The sequence below is a fragment of the Mammaliicoccus sp. N-M50 genome (assembly GCF_022386995.1).
In the GTDB taxonomy this organism is placed as follows: domain Bacteria; phylum Bacillota; class Bacilli; order Staphylococcales; family Staphylococcaceae; genus Mammaliicoccus; species Mammaliicoccus sciuri_A.
On the sequence record NZ_JAJNJA010000001.1, the window covers coordinates 445,182 to 467,344 of the forward strand.

Here is a 22,163-nt window from a genome sequence, read left to right on the forward strand (position 1 = left end):
ATGCGTTTTTTATTATGATTCTTTATTTTTTATTTTTTCTTTCAATGCTTTATTCACATTTTCAGGAACAAATTCCGAAATATCGCCGTCAAATTGTGCAACTTCTTTCACAACACTTGAACTTATAAATGAATAATGATTATTTGTCATCATATATAATGTTTCAATGTCGTCATCTAGTTTTTTATTCATAGATGTCAATTGCATTTCATACTCAAAGTCGCTAACAGCTCTTAACCCTCTTACAATCGTGTTAGCATTTATTTCTTTGCAAAAGTCTACAAGTAACCCATGAAATGAATGCACCACTATATTTGGTACATCTTGTACCGCTTCTTTAATTAATTCAACACGCTCTTCTGTACTAAATAAGCCTTTTTTAGAACCATTTTTCAATACAGAAACATGAATCTCATCAAATATTTTTGCACTACGCTTAATAATATCAATATGTCCTAATGTTATTGGATCAAAGCTACCTGGAACAACTGCTATTCTCTTAGTCATTGTCTTCTCCTTTTGTTAGCAACATAACATGCGTCAGTCCATATTCATACTTTTTAAGAACTTTGAACGCACCCGTATCTATGTCTTCACTTTTATCAAATTCGCAAATTATTGTACCATTTACATTTAATAAGTCAAACGCTTGAATTTTTTCTAATGATTGATCTATGAGCGATTTTCTATAAGGTGGATCTAGAAATATATAATCAAACTTAATATCGCGTTTATTTAAAGCTTTTAACGCTCTAATTGCATCATTTTTATAAACTTCGTATTGAGTTTCAGGTATATGTAATGTATTTAAATTTTCTTTTATCATTTTAGTTGCTTTGAAATTACCGTCCACAAAAATCACTTTATCTAAACCTCTAGACAATCCTTCGATACCAAGTCCACCACTACCAGCAAACAAATCTAACCCGATACCTTCTAATTCTTGAAGGCCATTAAAGATATTTTCTTTCACTTTATCTGTAGTCGGTCTCGTTGATTGACCATCTATTGTTTTTATATGAAGTCTCTTGTATTTCCCACCTATTACTCTCAATGTTAATCATCACTTTCTTTATTATTAATTATTATTTATACTTATCCATATAGTATTTAAACGAAAACGAGGTTTATAAAAATGAAACAATCATTTATCGTCATCGGTCATGGCCAAACTGATTTATTTGAATTTCAAACGTTAATCGAATATAACCATGAACGTATTTCTGACATTATTATGTTACATACACCATTATCTAAGGAGAAACTATCTTCAGCTTGTATCATTATGAAGCCTACTAAAGGTCAACATTTTCAAGCGATTTACATGATAATGGAAGGTATTAAATATCCTTACCCTGACTCAAATAAAAAATTCGATTTAATCAATGAATGGGCTAATGCATATCACATACAAGTTAAAGGTCTTGATGTTAAATCACGTGCTGATTTCGCTGAAGATGAACTTTACTTCGCCTATTTAAAAGGTGTATTAAGACTTGAAAGATACTTGCCTCCGCTTCAATAGTTAAAAGTTTAAATACTCTTTTTTGTCCGTATTTGAATTAGAGTAATCTCTTTTAACATATTTAAATGGTGAAACTTTTACATCTTTAACATATTTTAGTTTCATTAAATGTTGAACAGTATCGTCTATTTTATCTTCATTTGTATATAACATGACGTATTGTTCTTTTCTATGTGCAAAGTATATATTACCAAACTTGCGTAATTGTCGTTCGTGTTTCATATTCTTTAAATATACGACAATACTGATTCGTTCTACTAATTCCATCAAAATAACCTCCTAACGCTTTTTATTTTTATATTAGCACTTTCTATAAAATGATGAAAGAAGATAACTCCAAGCACATGTGACTTGCTTTCTTATCTTAAATCAATTTGATAGAATATATATAAGTCTTTATTTGCATTTCGAAAGGATAGGATAACATGTCAAAAATTAATTTATTAAAAACAACAGGTCTTATCGGAGGCATTGTTGCGGGTTCTTGGATTGTGACAAAAGCAACATCAAACGTTAAACCACGTACGATTAAACCATTCTTTACACAACCAGCTCCTTATGTATTCGCTCATCGTGGAGGCATGGCGTTAAGACCAGAACATACACGCTTAGCTTTTGATCATGCATTAAAATACGAAGTAACTGGATTTGAAGTAGATGTTCGACTTACTAAAGATGAAGTACTTGTTGTAACACATGACAACACAGTCGATCGTACTAGTAACGGTTCAGGGTATGTAGGTGATCATACATTAGAAGAACTACGCCAATTAGATTTCGGATACCACTTCAAAGATATTAATAACCAGCATCCTTATAGAGGAGATGCCAAAGCTAAAATCGTCACTTTAAAAGAGTTATTAACTGAATATCCAGATGTCTTAGTAAATATAGATATTAAAGACCATCCTGAATCATATAGTGGTAGTTTAGCACCATCACACTTATATCGTTTAATTACAGAACTTAAAGCTGAGGATCGTGTTAATATTACAAGTTTCTATGATGAACAAATTGATCGCTTTAATTTATATGCTCAAGATTCAATTGCATTAGGTACAGGTCAAAGCGAAGTAGCTAAAGCTTTCATAGCTTATCAATCAGGATATGGTCATACGTATCAACCTAAATCCGATACATTCCAAATTCCAATACAAGCTAAAGGGCTTCCTTTAGACTCAGAAGGTTTCATTCAATTTTTAACATCACTTAATATATCTGTTGCTTATTGGGTTGTAAACCAAATCGATACAATGGATGATTTAATTCAAAAAGGTGCACATACGATTGTAACTGATCGACCAGATACTGCACACTTCTTAATTAAAAAACAATACTAATTTAAAAAGCTTTCCATCTGTCAAATGACAAATGGAAAGCTTTTTTTATGTTATGTTGAACATCCACAAGAACCACCAGTAGAACAACCACCACCATGTGACTCACTACTAAAGAATGGATTACCTGTATCCACTTTAACATTGCTTGAAACTGAATAAGAAACAATGCTAATCACTTCATCTAATAAATCTTGTAAAGCAGTTTCTTTAGTCTTAAATTCAGAAACAACTGGATGCATTTCATATGCTCTCTTTTGTTGTCTTGTTTCTTTCATAACTCTACTGTAATCAGGATGATATCTGCCAAATCTTAAACAATCATCATAATGTGATTTTATTTGATCAAATTTTTGTCTTAATATTTTAACTTCAAAATTTGTTTCAAGTTGATGTTTTGCTTCGATGTATTCTTGATAAATATATGAATCTTTAATACATGCACTTAGTTCGTCTGATTGATCAAGTATATCAACTGTTTCTGCAGTAAACATAATATGATTCCCCCTTATTCTTTATTTTCTTTGAAAACAAGTGAATAGTATTCGCGAGAATTACCAGCACCAAATTCATCATATTGACTACCTAATAACTTTTCTCGATACGTGTTGTTGTTTAACCAGCTATTGATAAGTGTTGGTACATCATAGAAATTGTATGCTAAATTTTGGTTAATGGACTCATATTCAATCTTTTGATTATTGATATGTTTTGTGATGCCATCTTCTAGAGATTTAACTGCCTCTTCCTCATCGATATCATCTTCAATTAAATCTGCTTCCATTTGTGTTATATACGTAAGTTGATCATTAATCTGTAATGGTTTGACATCTTTCATTTCTCTAATTTCATTTACGATTTCAAGAAGTGATAAATCTTTATTTATATGAGCTTGGAAGTCTTGTTTGTCTGTTCTCTTTAAATCTTGACCTTTGTCATTATTTATCTTAGTCATTGAAAATGGTGCATGCTCAATAACAGCATCTGAATCCATAAATTGTACGCCCATCACTTCATTTGTTTCACTATCAATTAAGACTTGCGCATAAACATTACCGTATTTAATCAGTAATTGTGTCTTGATATCACGTTCAGATAATTCTAATTGATATTTTCCATATGCACTTTCAACAACTGGTTCCATATCTATATTTGTACCATTAAAAATCTTTGTTGCATCTTGTTTCATTTTAATTGGTGAAACATTCACTTTATTTCCTGTAGCAAATACTGAAGAGACTTTATCATTTTTAGTAGATATTAAATAATAGTGCTCTTTATTTTTAAAGACATAATTCTTTCTACCGTGCTCTGCCTTATATACCCTATCTGGTTGTCCTAAATCATTTATGACTTCTTTAATATTTTTATAGACATATGTACCTACGCCTTCTTTCAACTTTGCATTGCCAGTTGATTTTTCAGCTTGTTGCTCATAATAATTCTCATTTGCTTTATCATGAGAGTAGTTAGGATTCTTTAAAACATCAAATTCTAATTTAGGTGAATAGAATAAATAAAAGAGTACAATGATTAAAATAGTTATTGCTACAACTTTTATGATAATATTTTTCAACTATTTACCTCCTCATTTATTCCTATATTCAATTATATCATTTTACAGGAAAACATTTACCTAAATCAATCGAAATGTTGTCATATTTGTTAAATATAAATGTACATTGCAACATTGGCGCTTTTATCATAAAATAAACTTAAAGGTACTTAGAGGGAGGAAAAATACATGGTATTTGATAATACAGGTCTTGAGAAGGTTATCATTGAACAAGAGCTATTAAAAGATGTTATGAATAAACATGGTTTTATTGCTGGAGGACATTGGGATTATGAGCGTATTACTTATGATTTTAAATATGAAATACGTGAAGGCGTCTATTACTTAAGAATTCCAGGTTATGCACTTAAAGGGGACATCGGTGCCAATAACGCAACAATTCAATTAATGGATCCATATCTCGGTAAACACTACTATCCAACAGGTGTAGAATACGGAGATGATGAAGTTTACCCAGATAATTTAGTTGCACATTGTAACTTATTAATTGAACGTATCACATCAGATATTAATGCATTAAATACATTAGGTGCGCATTAATTAAAATATTACTAACAGAGTAGAGACGTGATATTTCACGTCTCTTTATTTATATATAAATGAGCAAAGAGGTCATCATTATGAAAAAATGGATAAACAAACGAAACATAAGCATATTTATCATTATAGTTTTATCTATTCTATTTATTTATTTCATTTTACCGATATCAATACCTTTAATAACAGCACTTGTTATCGCATTAGCACTCAATCCGCTCGTTAATAAACTTACACATAAAATTAAAAGCCGGAAATGGAGCGTAACGATTATTTATACGTTACTCCTTACGATAACAGGATTTGTTATATTTTTATTTTTAACAAAATTAATAGACCAGATTGTGCTATTTATTAAAGATTTGCCTAATAAAATTAATATACTCATCACTGTCATTGAACAATACAATGACAAAATGAAAGCTATTTTACCAGATGAAATGGCAGTTACAATCAACAAGGAACTGCAGAACTTTGTTGCATCTTTAAGAGATTCAATCGCAAATTATTTAAGCGTTGAAAATATAACAGAAGTTGTATCTTCTTTACCCGGTTTTATAATAAGTCTTGTAGTGTTTCTTGTAGCATTGTTCTTATTTATGTTAGAAATACCAAATATTCATAAATTTATTAAACAACATCTATATCCGTCGACTTATCATGAAATTTATAAAATATACAATAAAATTGGCCATTCTATTATTGGAATGATATCTGCTACCGTCGTATTAAGCTTTATAACTTGGTTATTTACATACGTTGGTCTACTGATCATTGGTGTAGAATCAGCGTTTATCATCAGTTTATTTATATGGTTTATAGATATCTTACCGATTGTTGGTGCAACAGGTTTTACAATTCCGTGGGCAATCTATGCTTACATAGTTGGAGACCCGACGCTCGGTATTCAACTGATTATACTATCTGTTATATTACTCGTTCAAAGAAAAATATTAGAACCTAAAATATTCGGTACAGGTGTTGGTTTATCTCCACTACCTACTTTAATATCCATGTTTATCGGTTTAAAATTACTAGGCTTTATTGGATTCTTTATCGGACCATTATTCTTAATCGTTATCAAAACGATACTAGAATCTGGTCTTATAAAAACAGACTTTAAAATATAATATATGCAAAAAACCTCTCAACCCATTATATACGGATTGAGAGGTTTTAATTTAATGTCCTAAAATTGCTTTTATCATAGATGTTGTATCGCCACCATGATAGAACACATATAATAATAAATAAACGGCAACACCTGTAATAGCTGTACAGAACCAAATAATAGATGTTACTGGCCCAAATTTACGGTGTCTATCCAGTTTGTTCGTCCAACCTAAATAAATCGTATAGATCCCCATCACTGCCCCGACAGTCGCTAGTGTTATATGGAAAATCAAGAAAATTGTATAATAAATTTTGATATTATCCGGTCCACCAAATGAAGTATTTCCAATAAATACTGTTCTACTAGCATAAATGGTAAAGAACACAACTGCCGCAACTGCTGCAGATATCATAAACTTTTTGTGTGTTTCAATTTTTCGTTGTGCAATAAAGTACCATCCGATAGCAACTAAAATAGCGCTTAATACGATGAAAGTTGTACTTATTGTCGGTAAAATTGGTAAATTCATTTTCATACATCCTATCTAAATTGATTATATAATGCTTTTTGCTCTTGTAATTTTCTCAAGCTATCTTCAGTGATTTGCTTTTCATTTTTTCTCTCATATCTAAACCATCTCATGAAAATGATATATAAATAAATACCAAACACGATTTCTTGCATAACTTTCATGATGACACCACCTGTTTGCTGATCTTCTAAAGGTGTAAAATTCGTAAAGTATTCTGGACCAGATAAACCTGTTCCTTGAACGACTGAATTTAACGTATCAGCTGGTACACATAAAGTCATCGCACCAAGCCATGCTTTACCTGACGTGTATGTTTCATACATTGCAGAACCGCTAAATATGATAAGTCCACATGAAGGTGTTAACAACACACCGATAAAGAAGATATATAAGATTTTCTTAATGTTACTCATGTGCAGTTCTTCAGGAATATGTTTGTTAAATATTGGATGCCACATAAACCATGCACTTATGAATAAAATAATCGTATATAACTCATGCAAAACAAGATCTTGTTTTAATGTATCTAACACAAGTGGTATATGATATACAGAGAATAAACCGTTAAAAAGAAAAATTGCTAATATCGGCTTTGTAAATAATTGAACAATCTTATTAATTACAGGTAGTTCTTCCACATATTTGATGATGTATTCTGGGATAGCAAAATATAGCAATGGAACTACAATTAAAAATAATAAAGCCATTTGCAACATATGGAAACTAAATATGATATGTGAAAGCAGATCAATAGGTCCACCTTCTAATAAGTATATCGTTAACATTAAGATAACGAAAAGTGTCGCTTCACCTTTTCTTAAAGGTCTTCCACCAGGTATATCTTTATACCATTTTCCACAAATTAAAAAGTATAAAATAATTACACACAATACGCCTACAAAGAAGAATGGCGTCCAGTTTGCCCAAAAACCGAATATAGATATTGAGGTTAAGTTACCCATCTCTTTACACTTCCCCACTTAGTCATTACTTTTATTATAAAATTTAATCCATCGTTAAACAACCCAACAATGTAAATAGTTATGACAATGATATGACCAATTAAAAAAAGACTCGAGAACTTATATAACAAAGTTCTCGAGTCTTTTATAAATTATTTTGTTTTTACGAATAACGGATCGCCTAACCATACGATGTAAATAAATGTTACAACGAACGATAATCCGAAGAATACACCCGTAATCATAAATAATTTTGATATACCATGCTTTTCAGCTTTCATATGCATGAAATAATAGAATTGTAATACAACTTGTAGTACTGCTAATCCTAAAATAACTGGTATAACGAATTCTTTAGGAAGTTCTGCAGCAACTAATGCGAAAGCAATAAAAGTAACAAAAATCATAATAGCGAAGTTTGTAACTTGCATACGCATTTCTTTTGTACTTTTACGCTTCTTATAATCTCTAAGTGCTTGTGCGTCATGATTTAATTGTTGACTCATATTATCCTAACGCTCCCATCAAGTATACTACTGTAAAGATAAACACCCATACAACGTCAATGAAGTGCCAATATAAAGCAGCAGTATTAAATTTATGTGCATTATAAATACTTAATCCTCTAGCTCTATTACGGAAGATGAGTAATGTTAACCATACTAAACCTATAAGTACGTGGAATCCGTGTGTTCCTACTAAGAAGTAGAAGGCACTACCGAAAGCACTTGAACGGAATGTATGACCTTGATGTACATACTCTACGAATTCATAAATTTCTAATCCTAAGAATCCTAATCCTAACAGTATTGTAATACCAATCCAAAGGAATAATCCTTTAGCATTGAAATTACGCATATGATATAAAGCATACACACTTGTTAGAGATGATGTTAATAATAACATCGTCATTACGAACGCTAATGGTAAATGGAATAAATCTTTAGCTAATAAATGATCTTCACTTGGTACAGCATCTTTTAGTGCTAAGTAAGTAGCGAATAGTGATGCGAATAATGCAACCTCTCCACCTAAGAACACCCAAAATCCTACGAGTTTGTTCTTACCTTCCATAGATGCTGTTTCAGGATGGTTTGGCCAATTGTCAGCTGTAAATTTTGCTTCTTCATGTGACATTAACGCTCACCCCTTTCATACTCTAATAACTCTTCTTTAGAAATATAATGACCGTGATCATCTTTAAGTGATCTTACAATCATACTTCCTGCAGTAATACCTAAACCAAGAATCAATACGTATACTGCCCATGGTTTTTCATGTAAATCTTTAACTGCATCTAAAGCCCATTCTTTACCATCTGCAAAGTATAAAGCACCGAATGCAGCTACGAATAAACCGAATGCTTGCATAAATGGAATAAATGAATTATTAGGCATATGAATCTCATCTAAAGATTCAGCTGGAAGAATTTTTCCGTCACCTTGAGTTTTTTCAATCCATAATGCATCTAATCCACGAACTAATGGTGTTTGTGCAAAGTTATAATGAGGTGTTGGTACTGGTAACGCCCATTCTAAAGTACGGCCGTCTCCCCAAGCATCTTTTCCAACTTTTTCACCTTTAGCTAATGTCATGATTACATTGATAACTTCAGTAATAACAGCTACTGCCATGAATAGCGCACCAATTGTTGATACTAAGTTTGGTATGTCATACCCTTGACCAGGTAAGTATGTAAATACTCGACGTGGCATACCCCATAGTCCTAAGAAATGTTGAATTAAGAATGTTAAATGGAAACCAATAAAGAATAACCAGAATGTTACTTTACCTAATTTTTCACTTAACATTTTACCAGCTATTAGCGGGAACCAATAATGTAAACCAGCTAATAATGCAAATACTACACCACCAACAATTACGTAGTGGAAGTGAGCAACGATAAAGTATGAGTCATGTAATTGATAGTCAGCTGGTGCTGATGCTTGCATGACACCTGTTACCCCACCCATAACGAATGATGGAATAAAGAATAACGCATATAACATTGGTGTTGTGAATTCAACGCTACCGCCCCATACAGTTAGTAACCAGTTGAATATTTTCACACCAGTTGGAACAGCAATTGCCATTGTTGCAACAGCGAATATAGCGTTAGCTACTGGACCTAAACCTACAGTGAACATGTGGTGAGCCCAAACCATGAATCCTAAGAAACCGATTAATACTGTAGCGAATACCATCGCTGAATAACCGAATAAACGTTTTCTAGCGAATACAGGTATAATTTCAGAGAATATACCGAACGCTGGTAATACTAAAATGTAAACTTCTGGGTGTCCAAAGATCCAGAATAAATGTTCCCAAATAATTGTGTTACCACCTTGAGAAGCAACAAAGAATGATGTACCAAACATTCTATCGAAAATTAATAAGAAAATACCGATAGTTAATGGTGGGAATGCAAATACGATTAATGTAGAAGCAACAAATGTTGTCCAAGTCATTAATGGCATACGCATATACGTCATACCAGGTGCTCTCATGTTAACGATTGTAGCTACAAAGTTAATACCAGCAATTAATGTACCAGCACCAGAGATTTGTAACCCTAGAGCATAGAAGTTAATACCATGCCCTGCCGATTCTAAAGATAAACTTGCATAAGATGTCCAACCTGCGTTAGGCGCTCCACCTAAAATCCAAGATAAGTTTAAGAATATTCCACCGAAGAAGAATAACCAGAAACCTAATGCATTTAAGAATGGAAATGCAACATCTCGTGCACCAATTTGTAATGGGACAACTGCGTTCATATAACCGAATAACAAAGGCATTGCGGCTAAGAATATCATTGTTGTACCATGCATTGTGATAATTTCATTAAACAGTCCAGCTGTAACAAAGTCGTTTTCTGGAACTGCTAACTGGATACGAATTAACATTGCTTCGATACCACCGATAGCAAAGAATAATCCCCCAGCAATTAAATACAAAATAGCAATTTTTTTGTGGTCGACTGTTGTTAAATAGTCCCAAATAGTCGATCCAAACCCCTTTTTACTTTGAGTAGACACTAGAGTAACCTCCCTTTCAATTCTTACTTATCAACTTTTCTTTCCATTAAGTAGGCAGATAAAGCGTCAATGTCTTCATCAGAAACTTTATATTGACCAGTCATCTTATTACCAGGTTTAACGCTTTCTGGGTCTTTAATCCATTTTTTAAGATTTTCTTCATCATGTTTTAAGTAACCTGCAATTAAATCACGATCACCAAAGTTAGTTAAGTTAGGGCCTTTAGCGCCATCTCCAGTTGGTGTAACAGCGTGACATCCTGCACATGATTTGTTAAATACCTTTTCACCCTCTTTAGCTTGGCTAGAAGTAGCGGCTACAGGTTTTTTAACGTCTTTCATATCTTTAACCCATTTATCAAAATCATCTTGTGGTAGGGCTTTCACTTTAAAGTCCATTAAAGCATGTGATGGTCCACATAATTCAGCACACTTACCATAGAATAGATTTTTGACTTCTTTAGCTCTTTTATCATCGAATTTTAAGTAGAATTTATTAATACCTTCTACGTTAGTATCCAATTTTCCTCCAACTGCTGGTACCCAGAATGAGTGTTTAACATCAGCTGAATGTAATCTGAAGTAAACTTTCTTATCAGTTGGTACAACCAGTTCTTGGCTGGTAACAATTTTTTCATTTGGATAACTAAACTCCCACCAATAAAGGTTAGCAGTTACATCAATAACAAGTTCTTTACTTTTACCTTTTTCATCTACTTTATCGATTGCTTTCGTATCTCCAAGTGAGAACGTTAGCATAACAGTAGGAATTGCTAGAATAATAAGTAAAATGATTGGGATGATTGTCCAAACCAATTCTAATTTATGATTTCCTTCAACGTCTTTAGGTACATAATCTTCACCTAATTTTTTACGACGGAATTTAATCATTGCAAATAAGAATATAACAACAACTACAACAATAACTAGCAACATAATGCCTATTGAAAGCATTAGTAAAAAGAATTGTTTATCAGCCACTTCACCAGCTGGGTGAAGTACTGATAAATGTTTTTGTCCACAACCTGCTAATACAAACAGCAAAGTAGCAAGCAAACCGAACATTTTCGTGTTTTTTAAACGTGTCTTCATTCGTTTAACCCCTCTTTCATGCATTCATTCATAATTAATTATATTAATTGTATAACAGTTACGATAACTGTCATGACAAAGAAAATAACAAGATAATTTAAAGAAAAAACAAACATACTCGTAGCCCATTTTGATTTGTTTATTTCTTTTTTAAATCCATATAAAGCTAATAACATCCATGCTAAGTTGAGCAGTGTTGCAATAACGATAAACACTGTACCAAGTTGCGTCATTAAGAACGGTATCGGTAATAATAAAACTACCCAAAACAACATACTTAAACGCGTTCTATTGAAGCTTTTAACTGACGGTAACATTGGTATATTAGCTAAGGCATATTCATCTTTACGACGATAAGCTAAAGCATAAAAATGAGCAGGTTGCCATGCAAATAACACTAAGAATAGTGTCCATGCTAATGGGCTTAATGATGGATCAATACTCGCCCAACCGATTAACGGCGGTATTGCACCTGGAAAACTTCCTACAACTGTATTCCAAACGGTATGTCTTTTTGACCATATTGAGTACAGTACAACATATCCAAATATACCAAGTAATCCAATTATGCCAGTTGGAATGTTTATCATGAATAATAAAATTTCACCCACAATCATTAATCCGAAACTTAATTGAATTAAGTGGCGATTACTAATACGTCCATTTACTGTAGGTCTCTTTTGTTTTGAAGGCATGATAGAATCGATATCTTGATCGTAATAATTGTTTATAGCACATGCTCCGCCCATAATAAGGGTTGATCCTACCATCATTAATAGAACAACCGGTAAACTGTGGAAGAAGTTAAATCCACCAAATACTATTGCAAGCCACGCACCTGCAAATGTTGGGATCAGATTTCCTTGAACAAGACCCATTTTAATGATGGCTTTAATTTCATACAAAGTGAGACGTCCAGTTTCTATTTCTTTCTCCGAAGTCACACTATATTGATTTTGTTGCAATTTTGTCCCTCCTTCCATTATCTTTCACATATAACTCAATGATATATGAAAATTGTCACATAATCTATACATTTTTGAAACAAAATTTTGACATTTTATTACTTATCCTTTGTTCGCATAAAAAGTCATTATTGTGTAACATTTACAATGCACATTCATTGTTATACTATAGATATTAGTGTTTAAATTAGAATCGTATTAAAGTAAGAATAATTGTTAATACGTTGTTCTCTTAAATTCTATCATATTTTGACATATAAATAAGGTTTATTTTAGAATAAAACTCATTTTATAGTACTATAAATATCAATTTTAATTTTACTTGAGGTGTTCGAATTGTTTAGTGATAAATTTTTAAAATGGCTATCTACTATAGCGACAATTGTGATGCTCTTTGTCCAATTAGGTGGTGCATTAGTTACTAAGACTGGTTCCGCTGATGGTTGCGGAAACTCTTGGCCATTATGTCATGGCTCTGTTATACCTGCAGATTGGCCAGTTGAAACGATTATAGAATTAGCACATAGAGGCGTATCTGGATTAGCACTTATTCTTGTTTGTCTACTTACTTATATAAGTTGGGTCAAACTTGGTCATATTAGAGAAGTTAAACCACTTTGTATTACGAGCATTGCATTTATCTTTGCCCAAGCTTTAATTGGCGCAGCAGCTGTAATATGGCAACAAAATGATTTTATTTTATCTCTACATTTCGGAATATCACTCATTAGCTTCGCATCAGTTTTATTATTAACATTAATTATTTATGAAGTTGATCAAAAATTCGAAGCTACAAGCTTAATAATAGATAAACACTTAAAGTTCCACACTTATGCTGTTACATTATTTATATATTTTGTGATTTATTCAGGCGCACTTGTAAGACATGCAGATGCAAGTTTAGCATGTTTAAGTTGGCCATTATGTAGAAACGGTGAAGTCGGACTACCTCAAAACTTTTATGAATGGGTTCAAATGTCACATAGAACTTTAGCTTTCATCATATTTATTTGGATATTATATATATTCATTCATGCTTTCAAAAATTATACACAATACCGCGTTATTAAATACGGTTGGACATTAGCTTTTATACTGGTTTGTTTACAAGTAACAACAGGTGCTTTATCAGTTATCACACGTGTTAATTTATTTATCGCACTCTTCCACGCATTATTTATAACAATGCTATTTGGATTATTATGTTACTTTATCATGTTAATATCACGATCTAAACGTCGAAGTTAACATACAAAAAGCCGCTTAAATCATTCGATGATTTAAGCGGCTTTTATTTTATTATGCTTTATCGATTGTAATAATCAAATCTTGTGTTTGAATACTGTCACCAGCTGAAACGTAAATATTGCTTACCGTTCCATCAAATGGCGCTTGTATTGTTGTTTCCATTTTCATTGCTTCAGTGATAATAAGTGCGTCACCTTGTTTCACTTCATTGCCTTGTTTCACTTTCACTTCTGAAATTGTACCTGGCATTTGAGCACCGATATGAGATTCATTACTTAAGTCTGCTTTTTGTAATACTGCCTCAGATACTTTAACATGTTCATCTTTAACGTATACTTTTCTTGGCTGACCATTCAACTCATAGTATACCCAACGATGACCATCTTCGTATACATGACCGATAGAAAGTAATTTAACAATTAAGATCTTACCTTTATCAATTGTTATTTCAACCGTTTCATTTTTCTTCATACCGAATAAGAATGTAGGTGTATCTAACAATGATAAGTTTCCGAAACTTTCATATGTCTTAATATATTGTTCGTATACTTTAGGATAAATGGCATAACTGATTAAATCTTGTTCCGTTACTTCCTCTTGTTGTTTAGCTTGTAGTTCTTCACGCAATGCATCAAAATCAACAGGCTCTAACAATTCTCCAGGTCGTTTTTCAATTGGTTGTTGTCCTTTTAAGATGACTTTTTGTAATTCTTTATTAAAGCCATTTACCGGTTGACCAATTTCTCCTTTAAAGAATGAGACAACTGATTCAGGGAAATCTAGTGAACGGCCACGTTTAATGACACTTTCTTCATCTAAATCATTTTGAACCATGTATAATGCCATGTCCCCAACTACTTTAGAAGAAGGTGTTACTTTTACGATATCACCAAATAATAAGTTAACACGTTTATACATGTCTTTAACTTCATTAAATCTTTCACCTAATCCTAAACTCTTAGCTTGTTGACCAAGGTTAGAATACTGTCCACCTGGCATCTCATGTTGGTAAATTTCAGTATGTGGAGAACGAATATCACTTTCAAAATCAGAATAATAGTTTCTAACTGTATCCCAATATTGAGATAATCTTTCAAGACCATCAATATTTGTTCTAACATCTCTTTCATTACCACTTAATGCATAGTATAAAGAGTTAGCTGAAGGTTGTGATGTTGTACCACTCATACTTGCTACTGCAGTATCGATTACATCGACACCTGCTCTAATCGCACTTTGATAAACAAGTAATCCGTTACCACTCGTATCATGAGTATGTAAATGGATTGGAATATCAATTTGTGTCTTCAATTCACTAATTAATTCATAAGCTGCTTTAGGTTTTAACAATCCAGCCATATCTTTAATACCAAGGATATGTACGCCTTCACGTTGTAATTCTTTAGCTAGATTAATGTAATACTCTAAAGTATATACGTTAGATCTTTCTGGATTTAAGATATCGCCTGTATAGCAAATCGCACCTTCAGAAATTTTACCTGATTTTTGTACCGCTTCATTTGCGACTTTCATTTGATCTAACCAGTTTAATGAATCGAATATTCTAAACACATCGATTCCAGCTTCAGCACTTTCTTTAACAAACTTTTCAATCACATTATCAGGATAGTTTTTATATCCAACTGCGTTTGATGCTCTTAACAACATTTGGAATAACACATTTGGAATTTTTTTGCGTAAGCGTGTTAAACGTTCCCATGGATTCTCTTTTAAGAAGTTGTATGCCACATCAAATGTTGCACCGCCCCACATTTCTAGTGAAAATGCGTCATTTAAATATTTAGCTGTTTCAGGAGCAATTTGTAACATATCGTAGGTTCTCATACGTGTTGCTAATAATGATTGATGTGCATCTCTAAACGTCGTATCCGTCAATAGCACTTCTTCTTGTTCTTTTAACCATTTACTTACGCCTTCAGGTCCATGTTGTTCTAAAATTTGTTTCGTACCTGATAATGATGCAATTTCTTCATTAGATACTTCTTCTAATTTGAACTTTTCAAAGTGTGGTTTTTCTCGTTTTTCAACACCAGGGAATCCATTTACCGAAATGTTCCCGATATATTGTAACGTCTTTGTACCTCTATCTCTAGTCGGTGTAATATCAAATAGTTCTGGGTTGTTTTCTAAGAATTTAGTTGTATATGTACCCTTCGCGAACTTCTCGTGATTTACCACATTATATAAGAATGGAATATTTGTTTTAATACCTCTTATTCTCATTTCTTTAAGAGAACGCAACATTTTTTCAGTCGCTTGTCTTAATGACATAGCATGTGTTGAAACTTTCACTAATAATGAATCGTAATAAGGTGAAATTTCTGCACCTTCAAATCCATCACCAGCATCTAGTCTTACACCGAAGCCACCACTTGAACGGTAAGCAATAATTTTACCTGTATCTGGCATGAAGTCATTTAAAGGATCTTCAGTTGTGATACGACTTTGAATTGCAAAACCTAAAGTAGTAATATCTTCTTGTTGTGGCATTTCAATTTTGTCACCAAATAATGATTCGCCTTCAGCAACTAGTATTTGCGTCTTAACAATATCGATACCTGTTACCATTTCAGTAATAGTATGTTCAACTTGTACACGTGGATTAACTTCAATGAAGTAGAATTCATCTCCTGAAACTAAGAACTCAACCGTACCTGCATTGACATATCCGATTTTCTTCATTAAGTCTAATGCGACATTACAAATACGATGTCTCAGTTCATCACCTAATGAAACAGATGGTGCAACTTCTACAACTTTTTGATGTCTACGTTGTACTGAGCAATCTCTTTCATATAAATGAACTAAGTTTCCGTGTTCGTCACCTATGATTTGAACTTCAATATGTTTTGGTTGATCTATGTATTTTTCGACATAAACTTCGCTATTTCCGAAAGATTTTCCAGCTTCTGATTTAGCTCTTTGGTATGCATCTTCTAATTCACTCGCATTATTGACGATACGCATACCTTTACCACCACCACCAGAAATGGCTTTGATGATAACTGGGAAACCGTGTTCTTTAGTAAATGCTTCTACTTCCTCAAATGATTCAACCGCACCATCAGTCCCTGGAATAACTGGAACATCTGCAGCTATAGCTGTCGCTCTCGCTTTTACCTTATCCCCAAACATGTCTAAATGTTTAAGTTCTGGTCCGATAAATTTAATACCTTCTTCAGCACATCTCTTTGCGAATGTTTCATTTTCACTTAAAAAGCCATATCCCGGATGTATTGCATCGACTCCTGCTTTTTTAGCAACTTTAATAATTGCCTCTATATTTAAATAACTTTCTGTAGGTCCTAAGTTTTCATCTACTAAATAAGACTCATCTGCTTTATATCTATGCAATGCCCCTAAGTCTTCATTAGAATAAATCGCTACTGTTTCAATATCTAGCTCTGTTGCTGCTCTAAAAATTCTGATTGCAATCTCGCCTCGATTGGCTACTAATAATTTATTTATTTTGCTCATATTTGGAGGCTCCCCTCAATGTATTTGAATTTTCTAAAAACAATATATTAGTCCATTATATAAAAATTGCGAATTATATTCTACTATAATCCGCAATTTTTATATAATTTATTAATTTGTTTGATTAATTATACATTTATCTCGTGCTTTGACGACTCTCAATTCTTATTTGTTTAGCCGTTAATAATAGTATACCTGTCGCGATACTTAAGCTTAACATAGAGGATCCGCCAAATGTCATAAATGGCAATGGAACACCTGTTAAAGGAATTGTTCCTGATATACCAGCTAAGTTTACAAAAGTTTGAATACCAATATAGCTTGAAATACCAACACATACTAATTTAAAGAAATATGAATCCGTAAGTGCTGCATATAAGAAACCTTTATATACAATGAACCCAAGTAAACCTATTATGAATAACACGCCAACTAAGCCTAATTCTTCAGCGATAACTGCAAAGATAAAGTCTGTATGCGGCTCAGGTAAATAACCTAATTTCATAATACCGTTACCTAGTCCTTTACCAAAGAGGCCTCCGTTACCGATTGCTAATAATGAATTAGCTAAGTGATATCCGATACCACTTTCATAGTTGAAAGGATTCTCAAGTACATGAAAACGGTCAGCTTGGTGTTGTGACAGAATGCCACCTTTAAACACTATACTAAAGATAACCAGTAATACCACACCAGCAAATATTGGTCCAGACCATTTTAAAATTGCTTTAATACCAATACCTGAATATGCGAAAATACATAATACAATCATACATAGTATCAACGCTTGACCTGTATCATTTTGTAATAAGACTAATCCAATACAAGTACCAATCAAGAATAAAGGCATCATCAGTGCAAGCTTAAATTGTTTAAGACGATTTCGTCTTTTATCGATAATGAATGATAAGTATAATATCATTGCAACTTTCAATATTTCAGATGCTTGTAAGTTCATAAATCCTAAGTTAATCCAACTTTTTGCACCGTTAATTGTAGTACCAACAAGTAAAGTTAGCACGAGCAAACCAAATATTGTGAATATGACAATTTGTTGTACTCTTTTATTCTTTAAAATGTTAATGTGCATAAAATACGACATAAAAAATACAATAAAAAATCCAACTATACAATATAATAACTGCCTTATAAAAAAGTAAGTACCCGATACTGGGATACCACCTGTTAAAGTACCTTTTGTAGCAGCTACCATACTTGCGCTGTATACCATCACTAAGCCAATGAATGATAAAATGATATAAGTAATTAACAATGTGAAATCTATGTATTTTGAGTAATTCTTAATGTACTGGAAAAACCTCTTAATATATTCCATCGACTCATTCCAATTCTAAAAAAATAAGTCTAAAGAAAGATTTCTCCTCTCTAGACTTTGTATAATTTAAGCATTTGTGAAAGCATCATGCAATTTAGATAGTTCCTTTTCTAAACTTGCCATAAGTGTCTGACCCTTTTCTCTATCAACAAGTCCAATTTGTACTGCAAAATCTACTTCCTTTTGAAGACCAAACATTTGCGTATCTAAAACTTCCTCATATAAAGGACATTGTGGCATAGTTAAGTTGTCCATTTGTACCTTTATTAACTGAAGGATTTTTTCAGAATCGTTATATAATTGGTCATATGCCCTTTGACAAATTTCTGAATCGTAATGCATGACATACTCCCCCTTAATCTTTTTAAGTTTCTATACTTATAAAATTTTAGCCTACAAATCTGAAAATTGCAAGCGAAAACAGAAGGTTATTAATTACAAATATGTTAAAATTGAATTGTGAGATTGATAGGAGTGAAAAAATTGATACAAATTAAAGGAAATACGAAGTTTAATATTACGTTAGATGCAACAACATGGATTTTTGATGATCGCAAAGTAAAAATTGAAGATTTAGAGCAAGGTATCTTTAATGGCGAAAAGCCAATTGAATTTGAAAATAATGTTGCATGGAACCGTGCAATCCTTGAAGGGGCTACAAATCCTCCAACATTAAATAGTGAAACAACTTATAAAAGACGTTCATTTTTAAAAGATACTTATGTTATAAATGCGATGCCTTTCATCAAAAATGCAGAACCAAATGAAAGCGCTACAAAAGTAGTCTTAAAAAATGATCAAGATTCAATTGAGATTCCGATTGAACAATGGCCATATTTATTTTTCCAATTCTCTAAAGAAGGTAAAATGATATATAAAGATGGAAAAATCGACGCTTTTACTTATGATCAAGAAAATGGTTACCGATATAAATTCAGTTATGTTTCAGACATAGAGGTTGTTTAACCATGATTATGAAAGTAAAATGTATTATTTGTGATTCTGTCGTTAATTTAGATTCTAAATCTAAAGAAGCAAAAAGATTAAGAAATCACCCAATCCGTACATTTATGTGCGATGATTGTAAAGCAAGACTTGATAAACCTAAATCAGAATAAAAATAAAAAAAGGCAGCTCTTACGAGCCGCCTTTTTTTATTGTTGTTTACCGCTACTTCGTTCTTTATGAAGTCTGTAACGATATAGACCTAAAACAATTGCTGCTATTATTAAACTTTCTCCTACAGGCAAGAATACCGCTAGAAACGTTAATAATAAACAACCTAAAAACAGTAATATATAGATAATAATGTTTTGCCAAAACTTTAGTTTTCTTGCAAACCCTAAATTATAAACAATCGCACTTAATACAAAAATCGTTAATAATAAAAGCCACATACCAAGCTCTGGGTTCTCATCTACTCTAAATAACTTACCAAAAAATGAAAGCCTTTCTGTTGGATTAACACTTACATTTTTAGCAACTAAGAGCATCTATATCACTCCTCTTCTTGTTCAGCCATTTTTTGTCTCTTCTGAGCTCTTTCTCTTTCTGCTTTATCTAAAATTTTCTTTCTTAAACGAATTGATTCAGGTGTTACTTCAACTAATTCGTCATCATTTAAGTATTCTAACGCTTCTTCAAGTGTTAAAATTCTAGGTTTTTTCATTGTTGTTGTTTGTTCTTTAGTAGCTGAACGGATGTTGTTAGCTGCTTTAACTTTTGTAATGTTAACTGTTAGATCGTTTTCACGAGTGTTTTCACCAACAATCATACCTTCATAAACTTCAGTACCTGGTTCCATGAAGTTTACACCTCTATCTTCTAAGTTCAAGATAGCATAAGTACTTGCTACACCTTTATCGATTGATACAAGAACACCATTTCTTCTTCCACCAATACGTCCTTTAATTCTTGGACGGTAAGAATCGAATGTATGGTTAATGATACCATAACCACGAGTCATTGACATGAATTCAGTAGTGTAACCAATTAAACCACGAGCTGGAACGATAAAGATTAATTTAGTTTGTCCATTTTCGTTAGATTGCATATCAACCATTTCACCTTTACGAGATCCTAAAGATTCAATAATTGCACCTGTATATTCATCAGGAACATCAATTTGAACACGTTCATAAGGCTCAGATTTAACGCCATCTATTTCTTTAACAATAACTTGAGGTTTAGAAACTTGTAATTCATAACCTTCACGTCTCATATTTTCAATAAGAATAGATAAATGTAATTCACCACGACCTGCTACAACCCATGCATCAGGTGAATCTGTAGGTGTTACACGTAAAGATACATCTGTTTCTAATTGTGTTTCTAATCTTTCTTCAATCTTACGAGCTGTTACGTAAGTACCTTCTTTACCAGCGAATGGAGAATTATTAACTGAGAATGTCATTTCTAATGTTGGCTCATCAATTCTTAAAATTGGTAAAGCCTCAACATGATCTTGAGGTGTAATTGTTTCACCTACGTTAATATCTTCCATACCACTAATAGCGATTAGGTCACCAGCGTATGCTTCATCAATTTCTATACGGTTTAAACCAAAGAAACCAAAGATTTTTGTAACTCTGAAGTTTTTAACACTACCATCAATCTTAACTAATGATACTTGTTGTCCAACTTTAATTGTACCTCTAAATACACGTCCTACACCAATACGTCCAACATAGTCATTATAATCTAATAATGCAACTTGGAATTGTAATGGCTCATCTCTATTATCAACAGGTGCTGGTACATATTCTAAAATTGTTTCATATAGACATTGCATGTTATCGTCTTGTTTATCAGACTCTAAACTAGCAGTACCACTTAATGCAGATGCATATACAACTGGGAATTCAAGTTGTTCATCGTTAGCATCTAATTCAATAAATAAGTCTAATACTTCATCTACAACTTGTTCTGGTCTTGCAGAAGGTTTATCAATTTTATTAACAACTACAACTGGTTTTAAATTTTGTTCTAATGCTTTTTTAAGTACGAAACGTGTTTGAGGCATCGTTCCTTCATAAGCGTCTACTACTAATACAACACCATCAACCATTTTCATAATACGCTCAACTTCTCCTCCGAAGTCAGCATGTCCAGGTGTATCTAGTATATTGATACGGTGATCTTTATAGTCAATTGCCGTATTTTTAGCTAATATCGTAATACCGCGTTCTTTTTCAAGGTCGTTTGAATCCATCGCACGTTCTGCTATATGTTCATTTTCACGAAAAATACCAGATTGCTTTAATAATTCATCTACTAAAGTTGTTTTTCCGTGGTCAACGTGGGCAATAATCGCAATGTTACGTACATTTTCTCTTAAATTAGTCATGCAAAAAATTTTCCTCTCCGATTTAAATTAATCGACATTTATTCGACTTAAATTTATA

The 22,163-nt window shown here is 32.6% G+C and carries 24 protein-coding genes; 7 read left to right on the forward strand and 17 right to left on the reverse strand.

Going from position 1 to position 22,163, the window contains the following annotated elements; genetic code table 11:
• Window positions 1-12: 12 nt before the first annotated feature.
• Together coaD and rsmD are read right to left on the reverse strand one after the other, a co-directional pair.
• A complete protein-coding gene (coaD, locus tag LQ622_RS02230; RefSeq protein ID WP_037587476.1) occupies window positions 13-507 on the reverse strand; it encodes a pantetheine-phosphate adenylyltransferase in 495 nt (164 codons plus the stop codon).
• On the reverse strand, window positions 500-1,054 hold the full coding sequence (rsmD, locus tag LQ622_RS02235; RefSeq protein ID WP_037587475.1) for a 16S rRNA (guanine(966)-N(2))-methyltransferase RsmD: 555 nt from the start codon (window positions 1,052-1,054) through the stop codon (window positions 500-502). Before rsmD ends, coaD begins: the two co-directional genes overlap by 8 nt.
• Window positions 1,055-1,135: 81 nt before the next feature.
• Here rsmD and LQ622_RS02240 point away from each other — a divergent pair, with 81 nt between their 5' ends.
• Window positions 1,136-1,525 (forward strand): DUF7147 family protein, encoded by a 390-nt coding sequence (locus LQ622_RS02240; RefSeq protein ID WP_239762507.1) that lies wholly within the window; start codon window positions 1,136-1,138, stop codon window positions 1,523-1,525.
• On the opposite strand, the gene LQ622_RS02245 is transcribed toward LQ622_RS02240, so the two are convergent.
• Window positions 1,526-1,792, reverse strand: a complete 267-nt coding sequence (locus LQ622_RS02245; RefSeq protein ID WP_037587474.1) for a DUF2129 domain-containing protein — start codon at window positions 1,790-1,792, stop codon at window positions 1,526-1,528.
• A gap of 158 nt (window positions 1,793-1,950) precedes the next feature.
• Here LQ622_RS02245 and LQ622_RS02250 point away from each other — a divergent pair, with 158 nt between their 5' ends.
• Window positions 1,951-2,865: a glycerophosphodiester phosphodiesterase family protein gene (locus LQ622_RS02250; protein WP_239774658.1), complete on the forward strand. Its 915-nt coding sequence runs from the start codon at window positions 1,951-1,953 to the stop codon at window positions 2,863-2,865.
• A gap of 50 nt (window positions 2,866-2,915) precedes the next feature.
• On the opposite strand, the gene LQ622_RS02255 is transcribed toward LQ622_RS02250, so the two are convergent.
• Window positions 2,916-3,356 (reverse strand): YlbF/YmcA family competence regulator, encoded by a 441-nt coding sequence (locus tag LQ622_RS02255; RefSeq protein ID WP_037587470.1) that lies wholly within the window; start codon window positions 3,354-3,356, stop codon window positions 2,916-2,918.
• A gap of 14 nt (window positions 3,357-3,370) precedes the next feature.
• Window positions 3,371-4,438: a CAP-associated domain-containing protein gene (locus LQ622_RS02260; protein ID WP_191836202.1), complete on the reverse strand. Its 1,068-nt coding sequence runs from the start codon at window positions 4,436-4,438 to the stop codon at window positions 3,371-3,373.
• Window positions 4,439-4,606: 168 nt separating this feature from the next.
• On the opposite strand from LQ622_RS02260, the gene LQ622_RS02265 reads away from it, so the two are divergent.
• Together LQ622_RS02265 and ytvI are read left to right on the forward strand one after the other, a co-directional pair.
• Window positions 4,607-4,978, forward strand: a complete 372-nt coding sequence (locus LQ622_RS02265) for a YugN family protein (RefSeq protein WP_239774659.1) — start codon at window positions 4,607-4,609, stop codon at window positions 4,976-4,978.
• An 80-nt stretch (window positions 4,979-5,058) separates the two neighbouring features.
• Window positions 5,059-6,105, forward strand: coding sequence for a sporulation integral membrane protein YtvI (ytvI, locus tag LQ622_RS02270; protein WP_239774660.1), 1,047 nt, complete (start codon window positions 5,059-5,061; stop codon window positions 6,103-6,105).
• 51 nt (window positions 6,106-6,156) lie between these two features.
• Here ytvI and LQ622_RS02275 read toward each other — a convergent pair whose 3' ends face one another.
• The 7 genes from LQ622_RS02275 to cyoE form a co-directional block, all read right to left on the reverse strand.
• Window positions 6,157-6,618 carry a DUF420 domain-containing protein gene (locus LQ622_RS02275; RefSeq protein ID WP_037587463.1) on the reverse strand — a complete coding sequence of 154 codons (462 nt, stop codon included), beginning with the start codon at window positions 6,616-6,618 and terminating at the stop codon, window positions 6,157-6,159.
• Window positions 6,619-6,629: 11 nt separating this feature from the next.
• Window positions 6,630-7,583 carry a cytochrome c oxidase assembly factor CtaG gene (gene ctaG, locus LQ622_RS02280; protein WP_037587461.1) on the reverse strand — a complete coding sequence of 318 codons (954 nt, stop codon included), beginning with the start codon at window positions 7,581-7,583 and terminating at the stop codon, window positions 6,630-6,632.
• A 152-nt stretch (window positions 7,584-7,735) separates the two neighbouring features.
• Entirely contained in the window at window positions 7,736-8,089 is a 354-nt protein-coding gene (locus LQ622_RS02285) for a cytochrome C oxidase subunit IV family protein (protein WP_025904652.1), read from the reverse strand.
• A gap of 1 nt (window position 8,090) precedes the next feature.
• Window positions 8,091-8,720 carry a cytochrome c oxidase subunit 3 gene (locus LQ622_RS02290; RefSeq protein ID WP_025904653.1) on the reverse strand — a complete coding sequence of 210 codons (630 nt, stop codon included), beginning with the start codon at window positions 8,718-8,720 and terminating at the stop codon, window positions 8,091-8,093.
• Complete coding sequence (gene ctaD, locus LQ622_RS02295; protein ID WP_239774661.1) at window positions 8,720-10,621, reverse strand: cytochrome c oxidase subunit I; 1,902 nt, start codon at window positions 10,619-10,621, stop codon at window positions 8,720-8,722. Before ctaD ends, LQ622_RS02290 begins: the two co-directional genes overlap by 1 nt.
• A 23-nt stretch (window positions 10,622-10,644) precedes the next feature.
• The gene (gene coxB / locus LQ622_RS02300; protein ID WP_037587457.1) at window positions 10,645-11,712 is read right to left on the reverse strand and encodes a cytochrome c oxidase subunit II; all 1,068 of its coding nucleotides are present in this window, start codon (window positions 11,710-11,712) and stop codon (window positions 10,645-10,647) included.
• A gap of 38 nt (window positions 11,713-11,750) precedes the next feature.
• On the reverse strand, window positions 11,751-12,656 hold the full coding sequence (gene cyoE, locus LQ622_RS02305; RefSeq protein ID WP_037588060.1) for a heme o synthase: 906 nt from the start codon (window positions 12,654-12,656) through the stop codon (window positions 11,751-11,753).
• A gap of 357 nt (window positions 12,657-13,013) precedes the next feature.
• Here cyoE and LQ622_RS02310 point away from each other — a divergent pair, with 357 nt between their 5' ends.
• Window positions 13,014-13,925, forward strand: coding sequence for a COX15/CtaA family protein (locus tag LQ622_RS02310; RefSeq protein ID WP_037587456.1), 912 nt, complete (start codon window positions 13,014-13,016; stop codon window positions 13,923-13,925).
• Between the two features lie 51 nt (window positions 13,926-13,976).
• Here the strand turns inward: LQ622_RS02310 and LQ622_RS02315 are convergent, their stop codons facing one another.
• The 3 genes from LQ622_RS02315 to LQ622_RS02325 form a co-directional block, all read right to left on the reverse strand.
• A complete protein-coding gene (locus tag LQ622_RS02315) occupies window positions 13,977-17,423 on the reverse strand; it encodes a pyruvate carboxylase (protein WP_239774662.1) in 3,447 nt (1,148 codons plus the stop codon).
• Between the two features lie 136 nt (window positions 17,424-17,559).
• A complete protein-coding gene (locus LQ622_RS02320; protein ID WP_204188697.1) occupies window positions 17,560-18,759 on the reverse strand; it encodes an FtsW/RodA/SpoVE family cell cycle protein in 1,200 nt (399 codons plus the stop codon).
• Window positions 18,760-18,825: 66 nt separating this feature from the next.
• Window positions 18,826-19,101: an Fpa/YlaN family protein gene (locus LQ622_RS02325; RefSeq protein ID WP_025904660.1), complete on the reverse strand. Its 276-nt coding sequence runs from the start codon at window positions 19,099-19,101 to the stop codon at window positions 18,826-18,828.
• A 141-nt stretch (window positions 19,102-19,242) separates the two neighbouring features.
• Between LQ622_RS02325 and LQ622_RS02330 the strand changes: the two genes are divergently transcribed.
• Both LQ622_RS02330 and LQ622_RS02335 read left to right on the forward strand, forming a co-directional pair.
• Entirely contained in the window at window positions 19,243-19,725 is a 483-nt protein-coding gene (locus LQ622_RS02330) for a hypothetical protein (RefSeq protein WP_037587448.1), read from the forward strand.
• 5 nt (window positions 19,726-19,730) lie between these two features.
• The gene (locus LQ622_RS02335) at window positions 19,731-19,877 is read left to right on the forward strand and encodes a DUF2197 domain-containing protein (RefSeq protein ID WP_075578086.1); all 147 of its coding nucleotides are present in this window, start codon (window positions 19,731-19,733) and stop codon (window positions 19,875-19,877) included.
• 36 nt (window positions 19,878-19,913) lie between these two features.
• Here the strand turns inward: LQ622_RS02335 and LQ622_RS02340 are convergent, their stop codons facing one another.
• Both LQ622_RS02340 and typA read right to left on the reverse strand, forming a co-directional pair.
• Entirely contained in the window at window positions 19,914-20,252 is a 339-nt protein-coding gene (locus tag LQ622_RS02340) for a YlaH-like family protein (RefSeq protein WP_037587446.1), read from the reverse strand.
• Between the two features lie 5 nt (window positions 20,253-20,257).
• Window positions 20,258-22,105 (reverse strand): translational GTPase TypA, encoded by a 1,848-nt coding sequence (gene typA, locus LQ622_RS02345; protein WP_037587443.1) that lies wholly within the window; start codon window positions 22,103-22,105, stop codon window positions 20,258-20,260.
• Window positions 22,106-22,163: the final 58 nt, after the last annotated feature.

Coding starts and splice junctions, on each gene's coding strand:
- coaD (WP_037587476.1), bottom strand. CDS start 507: ATGACTAAGAGAATAGCAGTTGTTCCAGGTAGCTTTGATCCAATAACA.
- LQ622_RS02240 (WP_239762507.1), top strand. CDS start 1,136: ATGAAACAATCATTTATCGTCATCGGTCATGGCCAAACTGATTTATTT.
- LQ622_RS02245 (WP_037587474.1), bottom strand. CDS start 1,792: ATGGAATTAGTAGAACGAATCAGTATTGTCGTATATTTAAAGAATATG.
- LQ622_RS02250 (WP_239774658.1), top strand. CDS start 1,951: ATGTCAAAAATTAATTTATTAAAAACAACAGGTCTTATCGGAGGCATT.
- LQ622_RS02255 (WP_037587470.1), bottom strand. CDS start 3,356: ATGTTTACTGCAGAAACAGTTGATATACTTGATCAATCAGACGAACTA.
- LQ622_RS02265 (WP_239774659.1), top strand. CDS start 4,607: ATGGTATTTGATAATACAGGTCTTGAGAAGGTTATCATTGAACAAGAG.
- ytvI (WP_239774660.1), top strand. CDS start 5,059: ATGAAAAAATGGATAAACAAACGAAACATAAGCATATTTATCATTATA.
- LQ622_RS02275 (WP_037587463.1), bottom strand. CDS start 6,618: ATGAATTTACCAATTTTACCGACAATAAGTACAACTTTCATCGTATTA.
- ctaG (WP_037587461.1), bottom strand. CDS start 7,583: ATGGGTAACTTAACCTCAATATCTATATTCGGTTTTTGGGCAAACTGG.
- LQ622_RS02285 (WP_025904652.1), bottom strand. CDS start 8,089: ATGAGTCAACAATTAAATCATGACGCACAAGCACTTAGAGATTATAAG.
- LQ622_RS02290 (WP_025904653.1), bottom strand. CDS start 8,720: ATGTCACATGAAGAAGCAAAATTTACAGCTGACAATTGGCCAAACCAT.
- coxB (WP_037587457.1), bottom strand. CDS start 11,712: ATGAAGACACGTTTAAAAAACACGAAAATGTTCGGTTTGCTTGCTACT.
- LQ622_RS02315 (WP_239774662.1), bottom strand. CDS start 17,423: ATGAGCAAAATAAATAAATTATTAGTAGCCAATCGAGGCGAGATTGCA.
- LQ622_RS02320 (WP_204188697.1), bottom strand. CDS start 18,759: ATGGAATATATTAAGAGGTTTTTCCAGTACATTAAGAATTACTCAAAA.
- LQ622_RS02325 (WP_025904660.1), bottom strand. CDS start 19,101: ATGCATTACGATTCAGAAATTTGTCAAAGGGCATATGACCAATTATAT.
- LQ622_RS02340 (WP_037587446.1), bottom strand. CDS start 20,252: ATGCTCTTAGTTGCTAAAAATGTAAGTGTTAATCCAACAGAAAGGCTT.
- typA (WP_037587443.1), bottom strand. CDS start 22,105: ATGACTAATTTAAGAGAAAATGTACGTAACATTGCGATTATTGCCCAC.